This window comes from Pseudomonas sp. 22189 (genome assembly GCF_052045635.1).
In the GTDB taxonomy this organism is placed as follows: domain Bacteria; phylum Pseudomonadota; class Gammaproteobacteria; order Pseudomonadales; family Pseudomonadaceae; genus Aquipseudomonas; species Aquipseudomonas parakoreensis.
The window spans coordinates 275,703-294,978 of the sequence record NZ_JBQEPG010000001.1 but is presented as its reverse complement, the minus strand read 5'-3'; the positions used below and the strand labels follow the sequence as shown (position 1 = coordinate 294,978).

The window sequence follows — 19,276 nt, the reverse complement described above, 5'->3', positions numbered from 1 at the left end:
TGTACCGCACCCGAGGTGCGCGATGCTTCGACACTGACGGCTTTCAATCATCCAGAGCCGTTTTCCATGCAGTCACTTACAACCGCGCTGCAACGCCATACTGCCCAACAGGACGAATACCGCGCAATGATCACTGCCCTGCGCGCGGTCCTCGACGCTTCGACTTCACTGGAGTCCTGCTACCTGGCGCCCCAGGCCCATTCACGCCTGGGCGCAGCACAAGAGCAGGCGCAAAACATGCTGCAAACGCTGTTCGAAAACAGCGGCGAACCGCAATTGACTGCCTATCTGCAGACCTCCAGAGGAGCCCTGCTGCAAGTCGACACCACGGCTGATCAATGCAACTTCTCCTTCCACCGTCCCGATGGCAGCGTCGCCCGTTATGTCATCGAGAGCGTCAGCCAGGCCTCCAGCAGCCTTCAAAGGTTTCAGCGAGCGTTGCTGAGTATAGGCGCACACCTGCGTTCCGACAGGCTGCAGCCGCTGTCACAACTGCTGCGTGAGTCCGGGTTCACATTTGCGGACGCACCGGACGCCACGGCACTGACCCGGCTGATCGGCAAAGTCGAAGAACAGCGCGCCAGCCTGCGACTGAATCTGCGACATCACCCGACGCTCGCGGTGTTGATGAGCGACGAGGACAAAGCCGCGATTCACGACGTGATGGGCGACTGGCTCATCGGTAAACCCCTGTCGGCCATTGACAGTCTGGCCAGCGAAGTCACGCCTCCTTTTACCGTCCAGCAACTGGAGCAGCAGCCCGCCACCTGCCTGGAGCGCCTGCTCGACACCCCCCAGGCCCATGACCTGGGCCAGCGCTTGCTGCAAAGGCTGCAATGGTACGGCGCCCGACCCGATGAACTGACCGTCCCCGATATCGGCCTGCGTTTACTGCTCGAAGCCTTGTGCCTGTGGTACGACCTGCCTGGCAACCGCAGTTCGACCGAAGTGGCCGGTTTTGCGCTCGAACAACGCGCTCACTACGGAGCCGGCTACGCCACCATTCGCCGGGACTTTTTACAGCATCTGGAGGATTCTCACCGAACCTCGACGACGATCGAGAAACACCTGCTGGGATGGGTCTGTCTGGCGCAATTCGGACCGGAATTTCAAGTGCGCGACATCCCTGACGACCTGCCTTACGCCAGCTCGGTGGTCTGGGTCAATTTCGTGCATGGCGTGCACCTCGCTCATGCCCTTGATCCACGGTCGCTGGAGTATTTGAGCTTTCAGCAACTGGTCGATCTGCCGCTGCACAAAAGTCACAACGCCAGCAGCGACCTGCAAACCCTGATCGCCATGACCCGCGTGGCTGCCGCACGTACCTGGACCGCAGCCACCGGAGCGCTGGCTGTCGCGAGCGAATCCCCAAACGGTCACGCGCCGCTGAACGCTCTGGAAGACCATGAGAAACAACTGAACGCGGCGATCCTGCAACTGGACATCGAGCCGCCACGCAGACTCGCCCTGGCGCAACAGGAACTGGACAAGGCGCTGACCAACGATCTGTACGATCACACGACGATTCGCCTCAAGCGCTACCATCACTCAGCGCGCAACCGTGCCCGACGCAGCATTATCGATACCGAGGAAGTGGCATTGCGCACCTGGCCGCTGCTGGAGGTCTATGCCTCTGGCGGGCTGAACAACGACACGCGCTGGTACGTCAGCAGCGATGGCCGCAACGCCAGCGAATGGATCAGCCTGAATCCGGAAGGCAACCTGCACAGTGGTTTTGTCGACACCGGACATCAACCAGGCGAACGTGTTTCACGCTTCCCGAGCAAGTGCACCCTGCCCGATATCAGGACAGTGTTCGATCGGCAGTTCGACGATTATCTGAGCAAGACCCGCAAAGCCTATGAATATTTAATCAAGTCGCTATTGGTCACTCTGCCGTGGGCTGACCGCCGGGCACTGGAACACGGCGAAGTGAGGATTCACAGCCTCAGGGATAAGACGCGGCACATCGAGGCTCACCTGGAAACACCGGAAAACCTCCTGCCGCTTCGGGCACGCATGGGTTTCTTCCTGCAAGTGACGTATCAGGGCTCGTCACGCTTCTACGAATGCCTGCCGCGCGCCGGCATCATTCGCCAACGTACAGATCTGGATAGCACCCAAATGGGCGGTGTGTTATTGCCACCACTGCCGCCGAAACGTGGACGCACCAGGGCGCAGAGCATCACTCGCATCGTCGCCCGCCGCCTGCCATTCGATCGAGAAGCACACTGGAACGGCTCGTCCCCCGCCGCCGACGCCATGTGCATCGCCATCCTCGAACCACTGGGCGAGCCCCTTCCGGTTTCGATGATCCCGGCGGCCCATCAGGACAGCTCGCCGAACCTGAGCTTCACCTCGCCGCGCACTGCTCAAATCGCCTCTGTCATCGCGACGCAGCTGTTCTATGTCGACGAGCAGGCGCTGCGCAGCGACGCTTGGGGAAAAACCCGCTACGAACAAGACAACAGCAAAACGCACTGGATTCATGCCCTCAAGGGTTTTATTCCGTTCTGGGGCAGTCTCGAAGACCTGCAATCGGACAGCCCGGAGAAACGCGCACTGGGCGTACTCGGCCTGTTCCTCGATATCGTCTCGTTCGCGATTCCCCTGGGCAAGTTTGTTGCCGGCAGTATCCGCCTCACTGCAGTGGCAGGAAAAATGGCGATTCGCGTCGCACTGCCACGCATGGCGCAATTGTCGAAGAACCTGCTGGTTTCGAGCTTGAGAAACTTCAATCCGCTGGACGCTGCGCCTGCCTTGCTCAAGCTTGGCGGCCGAGGCGCAATCGGCGCAGTGCGGGCCGTGGCGCATCTGGAACACCGCGCCGTCATGCGCCTGAAAAAACTGGCCGGCAGAAGCGCTGACTACGACTTGATGCACAGCCTGCCTCAGGCACTGAATGCCGGGCACTGGAAAGCACTGAACCCTGCCGATCATCTGGCCGTGGTCAAAGGCATTGACGATGTGCCGGTGCGCAACGTCGCTGTCGGCGACTCCCGGTATCACCTGCTTGATCCGCTGTCCGACCGTCCTTACGGGCCTCAGCTACTCGCACACGAACACGACTTTTCGCTAGGGCGTTCGCACTACAGCGTCGTGAAAAAAACCGACAATCAGGTCGATATCGAGCTGGCGCCCGATACGCGCATCGAACTCATGCCCGAGGCTGGCGGACGCATCACAGTCTTGATGGATGATGTGCCCTATCGACTCGACGGCGATGAACTGCGCCGGGTCGATCTGCTTGATGACAGTCAGCACTGGACGCTGCTGCCGTGCCGGGTACGTCGCGCACCGGGCGCGGGCGACTGCCGCGTCAGCTACATCACTGCAGAACCGGCTCCGACGCCCAGCCTTGGCACGATCGACAAGGAAAAAGGTTACGCGCCGTGGTTTGGCGAGCGGATTTCGGAGCCCGCCACCCTGCCCCGGCAAGAAGGAACGTTCCTGGCGGTCGATGCCAAGCTTTATCAAATCATCGATAACCGCCCGCGGCTGTTCACCGGTGACCTGCGTCGTCTGGGCTTCAATCAGGGCAGGCTGGTGCCAAGACAGCAGATTCAAGCCACGCTGCAGTTTCGCAAAGGTATTTATGCCCGGATAAAAACCGGCGGTACCTACGACGGGATCAATGATTCACATCAGGTCGGCGCAGTGCTGCTGCCGGCCATCGACGACTCGGCCACCCATGTATTTTTCCGGGTCAACAACCATGAGTACTACCTCGCCACTTTCGCCAAAGGCGAAGTCCCGGGCAGGCAGCTGACATTCAAACGCCTGGCCCCCGCCGAACTGGCCGACGGCAGTCTCGGTGCGGAATTGCTGACCGTCTACACCGGCTCGCTGCACGCCAACAACATCGTGCGCATCCATGGCCTCGAATCGGTGCAGCGCGCGATGCAGACCATGGAGCAGATCGCAATTCCCATCGGCACCACAGCCAGTCCGGCCAACAATCTGAAATGGCTGAAAGTCGACACCAGCCCGGGCGAGGCGCTGATGTTCGATCACTCGACGCGGATGATCGTCACCCGTCTGCCCGAAGGCGCCGTCACGTGGGCGCGCAGCAAGGAAGCGCCGGAAGCCTTTCGGCAGAAAACCGCAGAGATTTTCGACACGTTGTTCCTGTCACCGACGATCAACCCGGCCAACAGCAACGCGGCCCTGCGCATCGACAGTGCCATGCAGAAACTGCACAACCTGCTGCCCGTGCGTGAGCGGCCGGTCAACGCACGTAACATCGCCTATGCCGAAGTCACCACGGCCAGCGGCAAACGGGAAGTCTACGTCAGCGTTTCCGGCGCTCAGGGCAGCACCCAGCGCCTGCCGCTGTTTCGCCACATGGGCGCCAATCATGTGCGGATCGGCAACACCACTTACATCAACATCGACTATAACCCGGCCTTCCCGCGCACCTCGCTGGAGGTCACCGAGCAAGGGCAATTGCTGGCCCTGCCGCTGACCATCAAGGATCTGAAAACCTATCACCCGACGCAGACCAGCCGGCCGACCTCGCTGGACAGCGAAAGCAAGCTGATCAGCGTGCTGCGCGAGAAATACCCCGATCCGAAGGAGATCCGCTCGGTCGACATCGCGACGACCATGCGCCCGTGCGAATCCTGTTCGGTGGTAATGAAGCAATTTGGCCATGACGGCGAAGAGGCGGCGCTGCAAGTGCTGTGGGGCTGATTACAGACGCTGCAAGTGGCCGTAGAGCTTGGCGTAGAGGCCGCCGTCGGCGATCAGTTGCTGGTGGTCGCCATCCTCGGCCACTTGCCCGCCATCGAACACCAGCACCCGATCGGCCTGCTTCACCGCCGACAAGCGATGGGCAATGATCAGCGTGGTACGGCCGCTGAGAAAGCGCGCCATGGCCTGATGCAGGTTGTATTCGGTAGCGGCATCGAGGGCCGAGGTGGCTTCGTCGAGGATCACCACTTTCGGCTCGGCGAGGATCATCCGCGCAATTGCCAGACGCTGGCGCTGACCGCCGGACAGGCGCACGCCGGAACGTCCAACGATACTGTCCAGGCCATCCGGCAAGGCGCGGATGGTCGCTTCCAACTGAGCGATTTCCAGCGCCTGCCAGCAAGCTTCGTCGCTACGGGTGCGGCCCATGGTCAGGTTGGCGCGGACGGTGTCGTTGAACAGCGCCGGATGCTGCAGCACCACCGCGACGTTTTCACGAATCAGCTCCAGGCCGATTTCCTGCTGGGTCGAACCGCCGAAACGAATGCTACCGGACAACGGCGTGTATAACCCGAGCAGCAACTGCACCAGCGTGCTCTTGCCGCCGCCACTGGCACCGACAATCGCGACTTTTTCACCGGGAGCGATGGACAGGTTCATCTGATCCACCACCAGTTCATCGCCGTAACCGAAGCTCAGTCCCTGCACCTCGATGCCCACGGTTTCACGGCCCTTGAACGGATCGACGCCACCCGGGTACTGCGGCTCGTCAGCCCGCGCCAGCAGTTCGTTGATCCGCGCCAACGCGCCGCCCGCCGCGTAGTAGGCGTATTGCAGATTGAGCAGTTGCTCGACCGGGCCGATCATGAACCACAGGTAACTGAACACCGCGAGCATCTGCCCGATCGACAGGTCGGAGAACAGCACCGTGAGCATCGCCGCCGCGCGGAAGATGTCGATGCCGAACTGGAACAGCAGACCACTGGCGCGGTTCGACGCATCGGTCTTCCACTGCGAATTGACCGCGTAGTTACGCACTTCCTGCGCGCGCAAGCCAAGTCGCCCGAGGAAGAAGCCCTGACGGTTGCCGGCGCGCACTTCCTGGATCGCATCGAGGGTTTCGCTCAAGGCCTGAGTGAAACGCGAGGTGCTGTCGTTCTCCAGTTTCTTCAGGTGCTTGACTCGCTTGCCCAACTGCACCGTGGCGTAGATCACCAACGGGTTGAACAGCAGGATCAGCAGCGCCAGTTTCCAGTGCATCCACATCAGAATGCTGGCGGTGCCGACCAGGGTCAGCATCGCCACCAGAAACCGGCTGAGGGTTTCACCGACGAATTTGTCGAGGGTGTCCAGATCGGTGACCAGATGCGTGGTCACGGTGCCGCTGCCGAGGCTTTCATATTCGCCGAGGGAGATACGTTTGAGGCGTTCAATCAGGCGCACGCGAATGCGGTAGACGATGTCTTTCGCCAGCCGGGCAAACAGCCGCGCCTGCAACACGCCAAAACACAGGGCGCTGCAACGCAGCGTCAGGGTGACCAGCAGCATCAGACCTATGTAGCCCGCCGCCTGCTGCCACATCGACGGCAACACATGGTTCATGACTTTCAGCGCGGCATCGCCATGCCCGAGCAGGACTTCGTCCACCAGCAACGGCAACAGCAACGGAATCGGCACGCTGCACAGCGTCGCCAGCACGGCCACGCCGTTAGCGATCCACAGGGACTTTTTGTGATGCAGTGCCAGGCGCCGGACTTCTGCCCAGCTCAGCCGGTCGACACGCTTTACGGCTGGCGTGTCATCGGCCCGGTCAGGCACAGGCTGCGCGCTCCAGCCAGCGGCCGAGCAACGGCGACAGCTCACTGAGCGGTTGATAGCCGTTGGTCAGCAAGGCCAGTTGGCCATTGCGTTCGGCGAGCAGGGTCGGGAATCCGGCAATGCCCAAATCCTGCACCCAAGTGAAATCCGCCTGAGTCGCTTTGTGTTGGTCGGCATGATCGAACAAGGCAGCAAATTCGATGCGCGGCACGCCAGCCTTTTCAGCCAGCTCCACCAGCACACTGGCCTGGGTGACATCGCGACCTTCAGCGTAAAACGCCTGCTGGATCAGGCCGACCAGTTTCCAGGCGCAATCCGGTGCCAGGCTGCGCGCGGTAACGATCGCCCGACAGGCCGGCTCGGTGTCGTAGACAAAACCGTCAGGCAAAGCGCCGTCGAACTTGAACGGCTGACCGGTGGCCTCGGTGACCGCTTGCCAGTGCTCAAGGATGTAGCGCCGCGTGGTCGGTTCCAGCGCCGCACCGCTGCCAGTGCGCAAGCCGCCGACCACCAGATGCAGCTCCACTCCCGCTGCCTGCGCCTGCTCGACCAATGCCTTGGCGACCGGAGCGAACCCCCAGCACCAGGAACACATCGGATCCATCACATAGAGCAGGCGCGCAGTCATGATCAGGCCTCGGTGGATGCTTGTTTATAGTTGTAGCCGATCGGGTGCGGCATGTTGCGCGCCTTGGCCAGTTCGATCTGCTTCTGCCGATCGATGGCACTGCGGCGGGTTTTCTCGCTCAACTTGTCCCAGCAATGCGGGCAGCTGATGCCGGCCACGTAGTGCTCGGAGGCGCGATCTTCAACACTGACCGGAGTGCGGCAGGCATGACATTGATCGTAGTCGCCTTCGCTGAGGTCGTGACGCACGGTCACGCGGTTGTCGAACACGAAGCAGTCGCCCTGCCACTTGGTTTCTTCCTGCGGCACTTCTTCGAGGTACTTCAGGATGCCGCCCTTGAGGTGGTAAACCTCTTCGAACCCCTCGCCCAGCATGTAACTGGAGGCTTTCTCGCAGCGAATGCCACCGGTGCAGAACATCGCGACCTTCTTGTGTACGGCCGGGTCGAAGTGCTCTTTGATGTAGTCGGGGAATTCGCGAAAACTGGTGGTTTTCGGATCGATGGCGCCTTCGAACGTGCCAATCGCCACTTCGTAATCGTTGCGGGTGTCGATCAGCAGCACTTGCGGGTCGCTGATCAGTGCGTTCCAGTCCTGCGGCTCGACGTAGGTGCCGACCTTTTTGTTTGGGTCCACGCCTTCGACGCCGAGGGTGACGATCTCTTTCTTCAGCTTGACCTTGGTGCGGTAGAACGGCTGCTCGTCGCAGTACGACTCTTTGTGGTCAATGTCGATCATGCGCGGGTCATTCTTCAGCCAGGCGAGCAGGCCATCGATGCCTTCGCGGCTGCCGGACACGGTGCCGTTGATGCCTTCTTCGGCGATCAGCAGCGTGCCTTTGATGCCGTTGTCGACCATCGCTTTGAGCAGTGGCTCGCGCAGGTCAACGTAATCTTCGAGGGTGACGAACTTATACAGTGCCGCCACGACAATCGGTTGTGTCATGGGTATTTCTCCAGGTGGCTACCCTCGCAAAGGGTGAACCGGATTCAAAAAAAACGCGCCGGCTGAGCGGCGCGTTGCGGATTCTAGCAAAAAAGATCGCAGCCTGCGGCAGCTCCTACAGGGAANTAGGAGCTGCCGCAGGCTGCGATCTTTTGATCTTAATGTTTGCTACCGCCGGCACAGGTCGGCGACGCCGGGGCGGCGCCGACTTCTGCCCATTCCTGCGGGGTGTAGGTGTGCAGCGCCAACGCATGGAACTCGCCCATCAGCTCGCCGAGCGTGCCGTAGACTTTCTGGTGGCGCTTGACCCGGTTCAGGCCTTCGAACTGCGCGCTGACCACCACCGCCTTGAAGTGGGTCTGCAACCCGCGACTGTGCATGTGGCTTTCGTCCAGCACCTGCAAATGCTCAGGCTGAAGCAGAGCCAGCGTCGATTCGATGCGTTGTTGCATGCTCATCACGAACTCCGCTTACTTCTTCTTGGCCGGCGCAGCGCCTTTCGGTGCCAGCTCGTTGGTCATGTCGTCGAGCAGCTTGTTGACGACTGGCACGGCGCTTTCCAGCTTGGCCTGGGTCATCTGGGCCGATTGCTGGGTCAGCTGCGGCATTTTTTCCAGGACTTTCTTGCCCAGTGGCGACTGGTAGAACGCGACCAGGTCTTTCAGCTCCGATTCGCTGAAGTTGCTGGTGTAGAGCTTGACCATGTCAGGCTTGAGCTTGTTCCAGCCGATGGCCTGGTCCAGCGCGGCGTTGGCCTTGGCCTGGTAGGTTTCCAGTACGGCTTTTTTGGATTCCGGGGCTTTGGTCTGTTCAAAACGCTGAGCGAACATTTGCTGCACTTGCATGTACACCGGAGTGCCCAGCTTGTCAGCGTGCGCCAGGGTCAGGAAAGCTTCAGCACTGGCGTTGTGGCTGGCAGTATCGGCAAGCACCTGGCCGCTGGCGCAAACCAGTGCAACCGCGGTGCAGATGGCACGAAGACGAGTCATCGAGTTTCCTTTTCAGCTAGGCGAGGTCAAACCCCAAGGGCGACCATTCTGCGCCTAAAAAACCTCGTGGCTCAACCCCCGAGCCTTGCCGTGCTTGATTGGCCGGGTTTTGCCGGTCAACAATCGGTTCGAGGGAACCACCTGGGCCTGACCGGGCCTAAACTGCGCAAACAGACCAACAGGAGTGTGCACGATGAGCCGTATCGAAACCGACAGCCTGGGCCAGATCGAAGTCCCGGACGACGCCTACTGGGGTGCTCAGACGCAACGCTCGCTGATCAACTTCGCCATTGGTCAGGAACGCATGCCGCTGCCGGTACTGCACGCGCTGGCCCTGATCAAGAAAGCCGCCGCCCGGGTCAACGACCGCAACGGCGACCTGCCCGCCGACATCGCCCGCCTGATCGAGCAGGCCGCCGATGAAGTCCTCGACGGCCAGCACGACGACCAGTTTCCGCTGGTGGTCTGGCAGACCGGCAGCGGCACCCAGAGCAACATGAACGTCAACGAAGTGATTGCCGGTCGCGCCAACGAACTGGCCGGTAACCCGCGCGGCGGCAAGACGCCGGTGCACCCCAACGATCACGTCAACCGCTCGCAAAGCTCCAACGATTGCTTCCCCACCGCCATGAGCATCGCCACGGCCAAAGCCGTGCAGGAGCAATTGCTGCCGGCCATCGCCGAGCTGTCCGGTGGTCTGGCCGAACTGGCGGCGCGCCACATGAAACTGGTGAAGACCGGTCGCACGCACATGATGGACGCGACCCCGATCACCTTCGGTCAGGAGTTGTCCGGGTTCATAGCGCAGCTGGATTACGCCGAGCGAGCGATCCGCGCGGCACTGCCGGCGGTGTGCGAACTGGCGCAGGGCGGCACCGCGGTCGGCACCGGTCTGAATTCGCCGCACGGCTTTGGCGAAGCGATTGCCGCGGAACTCGCCGCGCTGTCCGGGCTGCCGTTCGTCACTGCGCCAAACAAGTTTGCTGCGCTGGCTGGGCATGAGCCGCTGACCAGCCTGTCCGGCGCCTTAAAGACCCTCGCCGTGGCGCTGATGAAAATCGCCAACGACCTGCGCCTGCTCGGCTCAGGCCCCCGCGCCGGATTGGCCGAAGTGAAATTGCCGGCCAACGAACCGGGCAGCTCGATCATGCCCGGCAAGGTCAACCCGACGCAGTGCGAAGCGCTGTCGATGCTCGCCTGCCAAGTGTTGGGCAACGATGTCACGATCGGCATCGCGGCGAGTCAGGGTCACCTGCAATTGAACGTATACAAACCGGTGATCATCCATAACGTGTTGCAATCGATCCGCCTGCTCGCCGACGGCTGCAGCAACTTTCAGCAGCACTGCATTGCCGGTCTTGAACCCGACGCCGAAGTCATGGCCAAACACCTGGAACGTGGGCTGATGCTGGTGACGGCGCTGAACCCGCACATCGGTTACGACAAGTCGGCAGAAATCGCCAAGAAGGCTTACGGCGAGGGTCTGACCTTGCGTGAAGCGGCGTTGCAACTGGGCTATCTGACCGATGAAGAGTTCGATGCCTGGGTGCGACCGGAGAATATGATCGAGGCTGGCGCCAAGGGCTAACAGCAAAAAGATCGCAGCCTGCGGNGGAACGCATTCCAACTGTAGGAGCTGCCGCAGGCTGCGATCTTTTGCTTTTCAGGCCACCCGCATCCGCCGCGCCTTCAGCCCGGCAATCAACGACGGCCCCAGCGCCACCAGCGCCGACCCCAGCACCACCAGCACCGCGCCGCCGTAGCCCAGACCATTGATCTGTTCGGCATGCACATAATCCGGCCACATCCACGCCGCCAATGCCACCGCGCCAAAGGTCACCAACGGCGTGATCGCCAACGTCGCACTGACGCGCGACGCCTCCCAATGCGCCAGCGCCTCGGCAAATGCACCGTAGGCAATCAGCGTGTTCATACAGCAAGCCAGCAGCAGCCAGCCCTGCAACGGGCTCAATTCCAGCGCTTTGAGCGGATGCACCCACGGCGTCAGCAACAAAGCGCAGAACAGGTAAATCACCATCATCACCTGCAACGAATTCCATACCGTGAGCAATTGCTTCTGGCCCAGCGCGTAGAACGTCCAGACGGTCGAGGCCAACAGCACCAGCAACACGCCGGCGGTGTAGTCCGACAATGACGTCAGCAACTCGGCCAGCCGTTGATTGAAAAACAGCACGAAGCCGATCAGCAGCACTGCCAGACCCATGCCCTGACCGATGCTGAAGCGCTCCTTGAACACAAACAGGCTGGCGATCAGCAACATGATCGGCCCCATCTGCACCACCAGTTGCGCGGTGCCGGGGCTGAGCAGATTGAGCCCCATCAGGTACAGCACGTAGTTGCCCACCAGCCCGAGCACCGCCATCAACACCAGCCAGCCGCCCCGGGGGCCGAGGACTTTGCGGCTCGGCAGACGCTTGACCGACGCCAGATAAATAAACAGGCAACCACCGGAGACCAACAGACGAAACCAGGTCACGGTGATCGGGTCCATCACCTGCAACACCTGTTTGAGCTTGATCGGCAGGATGCCCCACAAAAACGCCGTCAGCAGCGCCAGGAACAGACCGTAGACCCAGCGACCGGATGAAATGTGCATGCGAACCCCAATGCCTGCTGACGAGAGCGGTCATTCTAGGCCCGCGCGCTGGCGCAACACAGGGACAGTTCGGGCCAGGCCGCGAATGAAACTGTGCAGGTCGCAGCATTAAATTGACGTTTTGCCGTTGATCGGCTGACCGGGCGCGCCAAGTGCTTCAGGCATAAGCTCGTTGGATCCCTTTCAGCGCATCAACCAAGGAGGCCGATCATGTACGGAATGCGCGCCCAGGACAGCGCCCCCGCCACCCACTTTCGCAGTGAGCGGATGTGCCGGGTCAATGGCGAACTGTTTTTCTGCACACGGGAGAACACCCTTGAAGGGCCGTTCGCTTCCCCGGAGAAGGCTGAGCAGGAAATAAAAGCGTATATCGCGCGGATGCAGCTTCTGGATTCCAACCGGTCATCAGGTTGATCCCATCGCTGGCAAGCCAGCTCCCACAGTGTTCCAGAGTGTTCACAAATACAGGCAACACCTTCAGAACCTGTGGGAGCTGGCTTGCCAGCGATGACGGCTTGAATGCCGACAATTATCCCCAGGCTTACCGAACAGCCTCAAACAATCCCGTCGCCCCCATCCCGCCCCCCACGCACATGGTCACGATGCCGTAACGCAGATTGCGCCGCTGCAACTCACGCACCAGATGCCCGACCTGCCGCGAGCCGGTCATGCCGAACGGATGGCCGATGGAAATCGAGCCGCCATTGACGTTGTATTTTTCGTTGTCGATCTCCAGCCGGTCGCGGGCATACAGGCACTGCGAAGCAAACGCCTCGTTCAGTTCCCACAGATCGATATCCGCCACTTGCAGGCCCTTGGCCTTGAGCAGTTTCGGCACCGAGAACACCGGGCCGATGCCCATTTCGTCCGGCTCGCAACCGGCCACGGTGAAGCCGCGGAAAAACGCCTTCGGCTTGAGCCCCAGTTGCAGGGCTTTCTCCAGACTCATCACCAGCGTCATCGACGCGCCGTCGGACAACTGCGACGAGTTGCCGGCGGTGACCGAGCCGTCCTCGGCAAACACCGGTTTCAGTCCGGCGAGACTTTCGTAAGTGGTGTCCGGGCGGTTGCAGTCGTCGCGATCGACGATGCCGTCGAGGATCTGCACCTCGCCGCTGTTTTTGTCCTCGACCCGGTACTTGACCGCCATCGGCACGATCTCGTCATCGAACAGCCCCGCCGCCTGTGCCTGGGCGGTGCGCAGTTGGCTTTGCAGCGCGTAACGATCCTGTGCCTCGCGGCTGACGTCATAACGCCGCGCCACGACTTCAGCGGTCTGCCCCATGGTGTAGTAGATGCCTGGCACCTGCTGCTTGAGCAGCGGATTGATCAGGTGATCGGTGTTGACGCTTTTCAGGGTCAGGCTGATCGACTCAACGCCACCGGCGACAATGATGTCGCTGCACCCGGAAGCAATCTGGTTGGCGGCAATCGCAATCGCCTGCAAACCCGAGGAGCAAAAACGGTTGAGGGTCATGCCGGCCACATGGGTGCCCAGCCGCGAGAGCACCGCCACGTTGCGACCAATGTTGTAACCCTGCGCGCCTTCGTTGGAGCCAGCGCCGACAATGCAGTCCTCGACGCTGGCCGGGTCGATGTCGTTGCGCGACAGCAGCGCATTGACGCAATGGGCCGCCATGTCGTCGGGGCGGGTCTGGTTGAACTTGCCGCGAAAGGACTTGGCCAGGCCGGTCCGCACGCTGTCGACGATCACCACTTCACGCATGGCATACCTCAATTGTTGTTGTCGGAAGAGAGTCAACCGAGAATAAGTCCACCCCGCCGCCGACCGCGACAATCATTCACCCCGCGTATGCGTGCCCATCGGCTCAGTCCTTGTGTTTTTTCGCGCGCTTGTCGGACTTCTCGAACGCCTCTTCGAGTGCTCGGTTGATCGTGCGCAGCACCTTGACCCGCGCCCAGCGTTTGTCATTGGCCTCGACCAGTGTCCACGGCGAAATCTCGGTGCTGGTGCGGTCGACCATGTCGCCCACGGCGGCGCGGTAGGCATCCCACTTGTCGCGGTTACGCCAGTCGTCCTCGGTGATCTTGAAGCGCTTGAACGGGATCTGCTCGCGGGCCTGGAAACGTTCCATCTGCGTGTCCTTGTCGATCGCCAGCCAGAACTTGACGACGATGACCCCGGCGTCGGCGATCTGCTCTTCGAAGTCATTGATCTCGCTGTAGGCGCGCAACCAGTCGGCCGGGCTGCAAAAGCCCTCGACCCGCTCCACCAGCACCCGGCCATACCACGAGCGGTCGAACACGGTGAACTTGCCGCGTGCCGGCAAATGTCGCCAGAAGCGCCACAGATACGGCTGCGCGCGCTCTTCTTCGGTCGGCGCGGCAATCGGCACGATGCTGTACTGACGCGGATCGAGCGCCGCCGCCACCCGGCGGATCGCCCCGCCCTTGCCCGCCGCATCATTGCCTTCGAACACCGCCACCAATGCATGGCGACGCATGCGTTTGTCACGCATCAACCCGGACAGCCGCGCCTGCTCGGTGATCAGTTGTTCTTCGTAATCTTTCTTTTCCAGCTGCTGGTCCAGGTCGAGGCTGTCGAGCAGGTTGAGTTCGTCGACGGCAGTGCCCAACGGGGCGGCGTTGACCTCTTCGGTATGCACTTCAGGACGCTTGAGCGCATTCTGCAAGCCCTCCAGCAGGATCTTGCCCACCGCGAGGCTGCGGTAGTTGGCGTCCATGCCTTCGATGATGTGCCAGGGCGCGTAGTCGCGGCTGGTGCGGCGCAACACGCGCTCGCCGTATTTGACGAACTTGTCGTAGGTCTGCGATTGCTGCCAGTCCAGCGGGCTGATGCGCCAGCTGTGCAGCGGGTCGTCGGCCAACGCCTTGAGGCGGGCCTTCATCTGTTTCTTGGACAGGTGAAACCAGAACTTGAAGATCAGCGCACCTTCATCGCAGAGCATCTTTTCCAGACGCTCGGCAGCGTTGATCGCCTGATCCAGACGCGGATCCTTGAACAGCCCGTGCACCCGGCCCTGAAGCATCTGGCTGTACCAGTTGCCGAAGAACACGCCCATCCGTCCTTTGGCCGGGAGCATCCGCCAGTAACGCCACGCCGGTGGCCGCGCCAGTTCTTCATCGGTCTGCTGATCGAAGGTGCGCACCTCGATCAGGCGCGGGTCCATCCATTCGTTGAGCAACTTGACGGTCTCGCCCTTGCCGGCGCCCTCGATGCCGTTGATCAGAATGATCACCGGGAAACGCTTCTGCTGCTGCAACTCGAACTGCGCTTCCAGCAGTGCTTCACGCAAGGCAGGCACAGCCGCGTCGTAAGTCTCTTTGTCGATGGCATGGCCGATTTCGGCGGATTCAAACATGGGGACGGCTCCTTCCAGGATTCAGCAAGACTAGCGGATTGGGCACGGGCACGACGGAGAAATTCCGCTCCTTTTGGCTTCAAGAAAAACTCTGTGGTGAGGGGATTTATCCCCGATGGGCAGCGCAGCGGCCCCAAAGCCATTCAACGCCAGATGCACGCTGGTAGCGGGATTGCGACTGCTACGCAGCCGATCGGGGATGAATCCCCTCGCCACAGGTTGCTCTGATCAGCGCCCAAACCATCGATTGTCTTCGAGGCTGCGCACCCAGGCCTTGCCTTGGATCAAGCACCCTCCGCCCGATCGGCTAGAATGGCCGCCTTGTCGTTGCCGAGCCTGCCATGAAACCTGTACTGCCCCACGCCCAACTCGACTGGGATGACCAGGGACGCCCGCGCTCGCGGGTGTTCGATGATGTGTATTTTTCCGACCAGTCGGGGCTGGATGAAACCCGTTATGTGTTCCTCGAACAGAATCGCCTGGCCGAGCGCTTTGCCGCGTTGCCGGCGCACGGGCGACTGGTGATCGGCGAAACCGGCTTCGGCACCGGGCTGAATTTTCTCTGTGCTTGGCAACTGTTCGAGCAGCACGCAGTGGCCGGCGCACGGCTGCATTTCGTCAGCGTCGAAAAGTACCCGCTGAGTCCGGCGGATCTGCAACGGGCTCTGGCCCTGTGGCCGCAACTCAAGCCGCTGGCCGATCAACTGCTGACCCATTACGTGGCAATCCATCAGGGCTTTCAGCGGATCGTCCTCGGCAACGGCCGGGTCACGCTGACGCTGCTGATCGGCGATGCGCTGGAGCAGCTGCCGCAACTCGATGCGCAGATTGACGCGTGGTTTCTCGACGGTTTCGCCCCGGCGAAAAATCCCGACATGTGGACCGCCGAACTGTTCGTCGAACTGGCTCGACTGGCCGCCCCCGGCTCGACCATCAGCACCTTCACCAGCACCGGTTGGGTCAGGCGTTTGCTCAACGCCGCCGGGTTCAAGATGAAACGCACACCGGGCATCGGCCACAAGTGGGAGATCCTGCGCGGCGAATTTCTCGGCTGGCCGCAGGATGTCGCGCCACCGCTGCCGGACAAACCGTGGTTCGCCCGCCCTGCTCCGCTGACCGCTGAACGTCGGGCGCTGGTGATCGGCGCCGGACTGGCCGGTTGCGCCACGGCCGCCAGCCTCGCGGCGCGCGGTTGGCAGGTCAGTCTGCTGGAGCGGCATGCCGAGGTGGCGCAGGAAGCGTCAGGCAATCCACAGGGCGTGCTGTACCTGAAGCTGTCGGCCCACGGCACGGCGTTGTCGCAACTGATCGTCAGCGGCTTCGGCTACACCCGCCGCCTGCTGGAAACCCTGCAACGCGGCACCGACTGGGACGACTGCGGCGTGCTGCAACTGGCGTTCAATGCCAAGGAAGCCGAGCGTCAGGCGCAACTGGCCGCGGCGTTCCCGGAAGACCTGGTGCACTGGCTCGATCAGCCGCAAGCCGAGATTCAGGCCGGCATCGGTCTGGCCCATGGCGGTTTGTACTATCCCGAAGGGGGCTGGGTGCATCCGCCCGCGCTGTGCCAGGCGCAAGCCGCGCAGGCGAACATCGAACTGCTCAAGCATCACGATGCGCTGGAACTGCGCAAGGTCGAGGGACAGTGGCAAGCCCTCGACGGCGAACGGGTGCTCGCCAGCGCGCCGGTGGTGGTGCTGGCCGGCGCAGCGGAGATCAAACGCTTTGCGCAAAGTGCCGAGCTGCCGCTCAAGCGCATTCGCGGGCAGATCACGCGCCTGCCGCAAACCGCCGAGAGTCAGGCGCTGCGCACTGTGGTCTGCGCCGAAGGTTATGTCGCCCCGGCACGTCTGGGCGAACACACGCTCGGCGCCAGTTTCGACTTCAACAGCGACGACCTGACACCGACCACCGCCGAACACCTGGGCAATCTGGCGATGCTCGAAGAGATCTCCAGCGATTTGGTAGCGCGTCTGCACATCAATGAGCTGCCCCCGGAAACCCTGGAAGGACGCGCCGCATTTCGCTGCACCAGTCCTGACTATCTGCCGATTGTCGGCCCCCTCGCCGACCGCGAAGCCTTCGCCGAGGCCTATGCCGCATTGAGCAAGGATGCGCGACAAGTGCCGGACATCGCCTGCCCGTGGCTCGATGGCCTGTACGTCAACAGTGGCCATGGTTCACGCGGGCTGATCACCGCACCGCTGTCGGGCGAGCTGCTCGCGGCATGGCTGGACAACGAGCCGCTGCCGCTGCCGAAAAGCGTCGCCGAGGCCTGCCATCCCAACCGTTTCGCCTTGCGCACGTTGATTCGCGGCAAATGAAAAATCGCGACTGGCCGCTGGTCAGTCGCCCCCTCTTATAACTCATCGTTCTAAAACTCCCACATCTGCAGCGGGTCAGTTTCTGAGTACCGGCCATTTTGGCCTGACTTGAATGCCCCTCCCCAACGGAAAAACCGGTAAGGACTTTATGTGCGGATTAGCTGGCGAGTTACGTTTTGATCATCAACCTGCAGACCTTGCAGCGGTAGAGCGAATCACCCATCACTTGGCCCCTCGCGGCCCCGACGCGTGGGGCTTCCATGCCCAAGGGCCGATTGCCCTCGGCCATCGTCGCCTGAAAATCATGGATCTGTCGGACGGCTCGGCGCAGCCGATGATCGACAGCCAGCTGGGCTTGTCCCTGGCCTTCAACGGCGCGATCTACAACTTCCCGGAACTGCGTGCCGAACTCGAAGCGCTCGGCTATGCCTTCTATTCCGGTGGCGACACCGAAGTGCTGCTCAAGGGCTACCACGCCTGGGGTGAAGCGCTGCTGCCAAAACTCAACGGCATGTTCGCCTTCGCCATCTGGGAGCGCGATGCCCAGCGCCTGTTCATCGCCCGTGACCGCCTCGGCGTGAAGCCTTTGTACCTGTCGCGCACCGGCCAGCGTTTGCGCTTCGCCTCGGCCCTGCCGGCGCTGCTCAAGGGCGGCGACATCAACCCGATCCTCGATCCGGTGGCGCTCAATCACTACCTGAATTTCCATGCGGTGGTGCCGGCTCCACGCACTTTGCTCGCGGGCATCGAAAAGCTGCCGCCAGCGACCTGGATGCGCGTCGAAGCCGATGGCCGCACCGAGCAGAAAACCTGGTGGACCCTGCCCTACGGCCCGCACGACGACGAGAAAAACCTGACCCTCGAAGACTGGCGCGACCGCGTGCTCGACAGCACCCGCGAAGCGGTAGCGATTCGTCAACGGGCGGCGGTGGATGTCGGCGTGCTGCTTTCCGGCGGTGTCGATTCGAGCATGCTTGTCGGCCTGTTGCGTGAAGTCGGCGTGGAGAACCTGTCGACCTTTTCCATCGGCTTCCAGGACGCTGGCGGCGAGCGCGGTGACGAATTCCAGTATTCCGATCTGATCGCCAGACACTACGGCACGCAGCACCATCAATTGCGCATCGACGAAAAAGAGATCATCGAGCAACTGCCCGCGGCGTTCCGCGCGATGAGCGAGCCGATGGTCAGCCACGACTGCATCGCCTTCTATCTGCTGTCGCGCGAAGTGGCCAAGCACTGCAAAGTGGTGCAGAGCGGCCAGGGCGCCGACGAACTGTTCGCCGGTTATCACTGGTACCCGCAAGTCGACGGTGCGGCGGATCCATACGCAGCCTATCGCGCGGCGTTCTTCGACCGCAGCTACGACGACTACGCCGCCACCGTGCAACCGAAATGGCTGACCGCGAATGACGCCGCTGGCGACTTCGTGAAAGAACACTTCGCCCAACCCGGCGCCGATGCTGCCGTCGATAAAGCCCTGCGCCTGGACAGCACGGTGATGCTGGTGGACGACCCGGTCAAACGCGTCGACAACATGACCATGGCCTGGGGTCTGGAAGCGCGCACGCCGTTTCTCGATTATCGACTGGTTGAGCTCTCCGCAAGGATTCCCGGTCAGTTCAAGCTGCCGGACGGTGGTAAACAAGTGCTCAAAGAAGCGGCGCGTCTGGTGATTCCAAGCGAAGTGATCGACCGCAAGAAAGGTTACTTCCCGGTGCCGGGCCTCAAGCATTTGCAAGGCGACACCCTGAACTGGGTGCGTGAACTGCTGCTGGATCCGAGCCAGGATCGCGGCCAGTTCAACCCGGCCATGCTCGACAAACTGCTGACTGATCCGCAAGGCCAACTGACGCCTCTGCGCGGCTCGAAACTGTGGCAGCTGGCGGCCCTGAACCTGTGGCTCAGTGAACAAGGAATCTGATT

Annotated in this window: 13 protein-coding genes; 5 read left to right on the top strand and 8 right to left on the bottom strand. The window is 61.7% G+C overall.

All coding sequences use genetic code 11. The features are described from left to right. The first annotated feature begins 66 nt into the window (after nt 1-66). A complete protein-coding gene (locus ACTJKS_RS01470; protein WP_262948510.1) occupies nt 67-4,692 on the top strand; it encodes a deaminase domain-containing protein in 4,626 nt (1,541 codons plus the stop codon). Here the strand turns inward: ACTJKS_RS01470 and ACTJKS_RS01465 are convergent, their stop codons facing one another. The 5 genes from ACTJKS_RS01465 to ACTJKS_RS01445 all read right to left on the bottom strand — a co-directional run bounded on the left by ACTJKS_RS01465 (nt 4,693) and on the right by ACTJKS_RS01445 (nt 9,071). Then, on the bottom strand, nt 4,693-6,510 hold the full coding sequence (locus ACTJKS_RS01465; protein WP_198759130.1) for an ABC transporter ATP-binding protein: 1,818 nt from the start codon (nt 6,508-6,510) through the stop codon (nt 4,693-4,695). It lies immediately after the preceding gene. Then, on the bottom strand, nt 6,503-7,105 hold the full coding sequence (locus ACTJKS_RS01460) for a DsbA family protein (RefSeq protein WP_186448459.1): 603 nt from the start codon (nt 7,103-7,105) through the stop codon (nt 6,503-6,505). The genes ACTJKS_RS01465 and ACTJKS_RS01460 overlap by 8 nt, the downstream gene beginning before the upstream one ends. A 35-nt stretch (nt 7,106-7,140) precedes the next feature. Continuing rightward, a complete protein-coding gene (gene trhO, locus ACTJKS_RS01455) occupies nt 7,141-8,082 on the bottom strand; it encodes an oxygen-dependent tRNA uridine(34) hydroxylase TrhO (RefSeq protein WP_041069334.1) in 942 nt (313 codons plus the stop codon). 158 nt (nt 8,083-8,240) lie between these two features. Beyond that, on the bottom strand, nt 8,241-8,540 hold the full coding sequence (locus ACTJKS_RS01450) for a BolA family protein (RefSeq protein ID WP_041069332.1): 300 nt from the start codon (nt 8,538-8,540) through the stop codon (nt 8,241-8,243). Between the two features lie 12 nt (nt 8,541-8,552). Further along, nucleotides 8,553-9,071, bottom strand: a complete 519-nt coding sequence (locus tag ACTJKS_RS01445; RefSeq protein WP_003226938.1) for a DUF2059 domain-containing protein — start codon at nt 9,069-9,071, stop codon at nt 8,553-8,555. 193 nt (nt 9,072-9,264) lie between these two features. Between ACTJKS_RS01445 and ACTJKS_RS01440 the strand changes: the two genes are divergently transcribed. Further along, nucleotides 9,265-10,659: a class II fumarate hydratase gene (locus ACTJKS_RS01440; protein WP_108183452.1), complete on the top strand. Its 1,395-nt coding sequence runs from the start codon at nt 9,265-9,267 to the stop codon at nt 10,657-10,659. A 75-nt stretch (nt 10,660-10,734) separates the two neighbouring features. Here ACTJKS_RS01440 and ACTJKS_RS01435 read toward each other — a convergent pair whose 3' ends face one another. Further along, nucleotides 10,735-11,688 (bottom strand): DMT family transporter, encoded by a 954-nt coding sequence (locus tag ACTJKS_RS01435; RefSeq protein WP_108183453.1) that lies wholly within the window; start codon nt 11,686-11,688, stop codon nt 10,735-10,737. Nucleotides 11,689-11,898: 210 nt separating this feature from the next. Between ACTJKS_RS01435 and ACTJKS_RS01430 the strand changes: the two genes are divergently transcribed. After that, a complete protein-coding gene (locus tag ACTJKS_RS01430) occupies nt 11,899-12,102 on the top strand; it encodes a DUF6316 family protein (RefSeq protein ID WP_041069325.1) in 204 nt (67 codons plus the stop codon). Nucleotides 12,103-12,229: 127 nt separating this feature from the next. Here the strand turns inward: ACTJKS_RS01430 and ACTJKS_RS01425 are convergent, their stop codons facing one another. Next, entirely contained in the window at nt 12,230-13,414 is a 1,185-nt protein-coding gene (locus ACTJKS_RS01425; protein ID WP_108183454.1) for a thiolase family protein, read from the bottom strand. A 103-nt stretch (nt 13,415-13,517) separates the two neighbouring features. After that, nucleotides 13,518-15,032 carry a polyphosphate:AMP phosphotransferase gene (pap, locus tag ACTJKS_RS01420; protein WP_108183455.1) on the bottom strand — a complete coding sequence of 505 codons (1,515 nt, stop codon included), beginning with the start codon at nt 15,030-15,032 and terminating at the stop codon, nt 13,518-13,520. 341 nt (nt 15,033-15,373) lie between these two features. Here pap and mnmC point away from each other — a divergent pair, with 341 nt between their 5' ends. Further along, on the top strand, nt 15,374-17,353 hold the full coding sequence (mnmC, locus tag ACTJKS_RS01415; protein WP_108183456.1) for a bifunctional tRNA (5-methylaminomethyl-2-thiouridine)(34)-methyltransferase MnmD/FAD-dependent 5-carboxymethylaminomethyl-2-thiouridine(34) oxidoreductase MnmC: 1,980 nt from the start codon (nt 15,374-15,376) through the stop codon (nt 17,351-17,353). A 148-nt stretch (nt 17,354-17,501) separates the two neighbouring features. Then, on the top strand, nt 17,502-19,274 hold the full coding sequence (locus tag ACTJKS_RS01410; protein ID WP_440828792.1) for an N-acetylglutaminylglutamine amidotransferase: 1,773 nt from the start codon (nt 17,502-17,504) through the stop codon (nt 19,272-19,274). The last annotated feature ends 2 nt before the right edge of the window (nt 19,275-19,276 follow it).

What these genes read in the sequence shown, in the direction of transcription:
- mnmC (WP_108183456.1), top strand. Translation starts at nt 15,374, where the DNA reads ATGAAACCTGTACTGCCCCACGCCCAACTCGACTGGGATGACCAGGGA.
- ACTJKS_RS01435 (WP_108183453.1), bottom strand. Translation starts at nt 11,688, where the DNA reads ATGCACATTTCATCCGGTCGCTGGGTCTACGGTCTGTTCCTGGCGCTG.
- ACTJKS_RS01445 (WP_003226938.1), bottom strand. Translation starts at nt 9,071, where the DNA reads ATGACTCGTCTTCGTGCCATCTGCACCGCGGTTGCACTGGTTTGCGCC.
- ACTJKS_RS01440 (WP_108183452.1), top strand. Translation starts at nt 9,265, where the DNA reads ATGAGCCGTATCGAAACCGACAGCCTGGGCCAGATCGAAGTCCCGGAC.
- ACTJKS_RS01425 (WP_108183454.1), bottom strand. Translation starts at nt 13,414, where the DNA reads ATGCGTGAAGTGGTGATCGTCGACAGCGTGCGGACCGGCCTGGCCAAG.
- ACTJKS_RS01410 (WP_440828792.1), top strand. Translation starts at nt 17,502, where the DNA reads ATGTGCGGATTAGCTGGCGAGTTACGTTTTGATCATCAACCTGCAGAC.
- ACTJKS_RS01450 (WP_041069332.1), bottom strand. Translation starts at nt 8,540, where the DNA reads ATGAGCATGCAACAACGCATCGAATCGACGCTGGCTCTGCTTCAGCCT.
- ACTJKS_RS01430 (WP_041069325.1), top strand. Translation starts at nt 11,899, where the DNA reads ATGTACGGAATGCGCGCCCAGGACAGCGCCCCCGCCACCCACTTTCGC.
- trhO (WP_041069334.1), bottom strand. Translation starts at nt 8,082, where the DNA reads ATGACACAACCGATTGTCGTGGCGGCACTGTATAAGTTCGTCACCCTC.
- ACTJKS_RS01470 (WP_262948510.1), top strand. Translation starts at nt 67, where the DNA reads ATGCAGTCACTTACAACCGCGCTGCAACGCCATACTGCCCAACAGGAC.
- pap (WP_108183455.1), bottom strand. Translation starts at nt 15,032, where the DNA reads ATGTTTGAATCCGCCGAAATCGGCCATGCCATCGACAAAGAGACTTAC.
- ACTJKS_RS01460 (WP_186448459.1), bottom strand. Translation starts at nt 7,105, where the DNA reads ATGTGTTCCTGGTGCTGGGGGTTCGCTCCGGTCGCCAAGGCATTGGTC.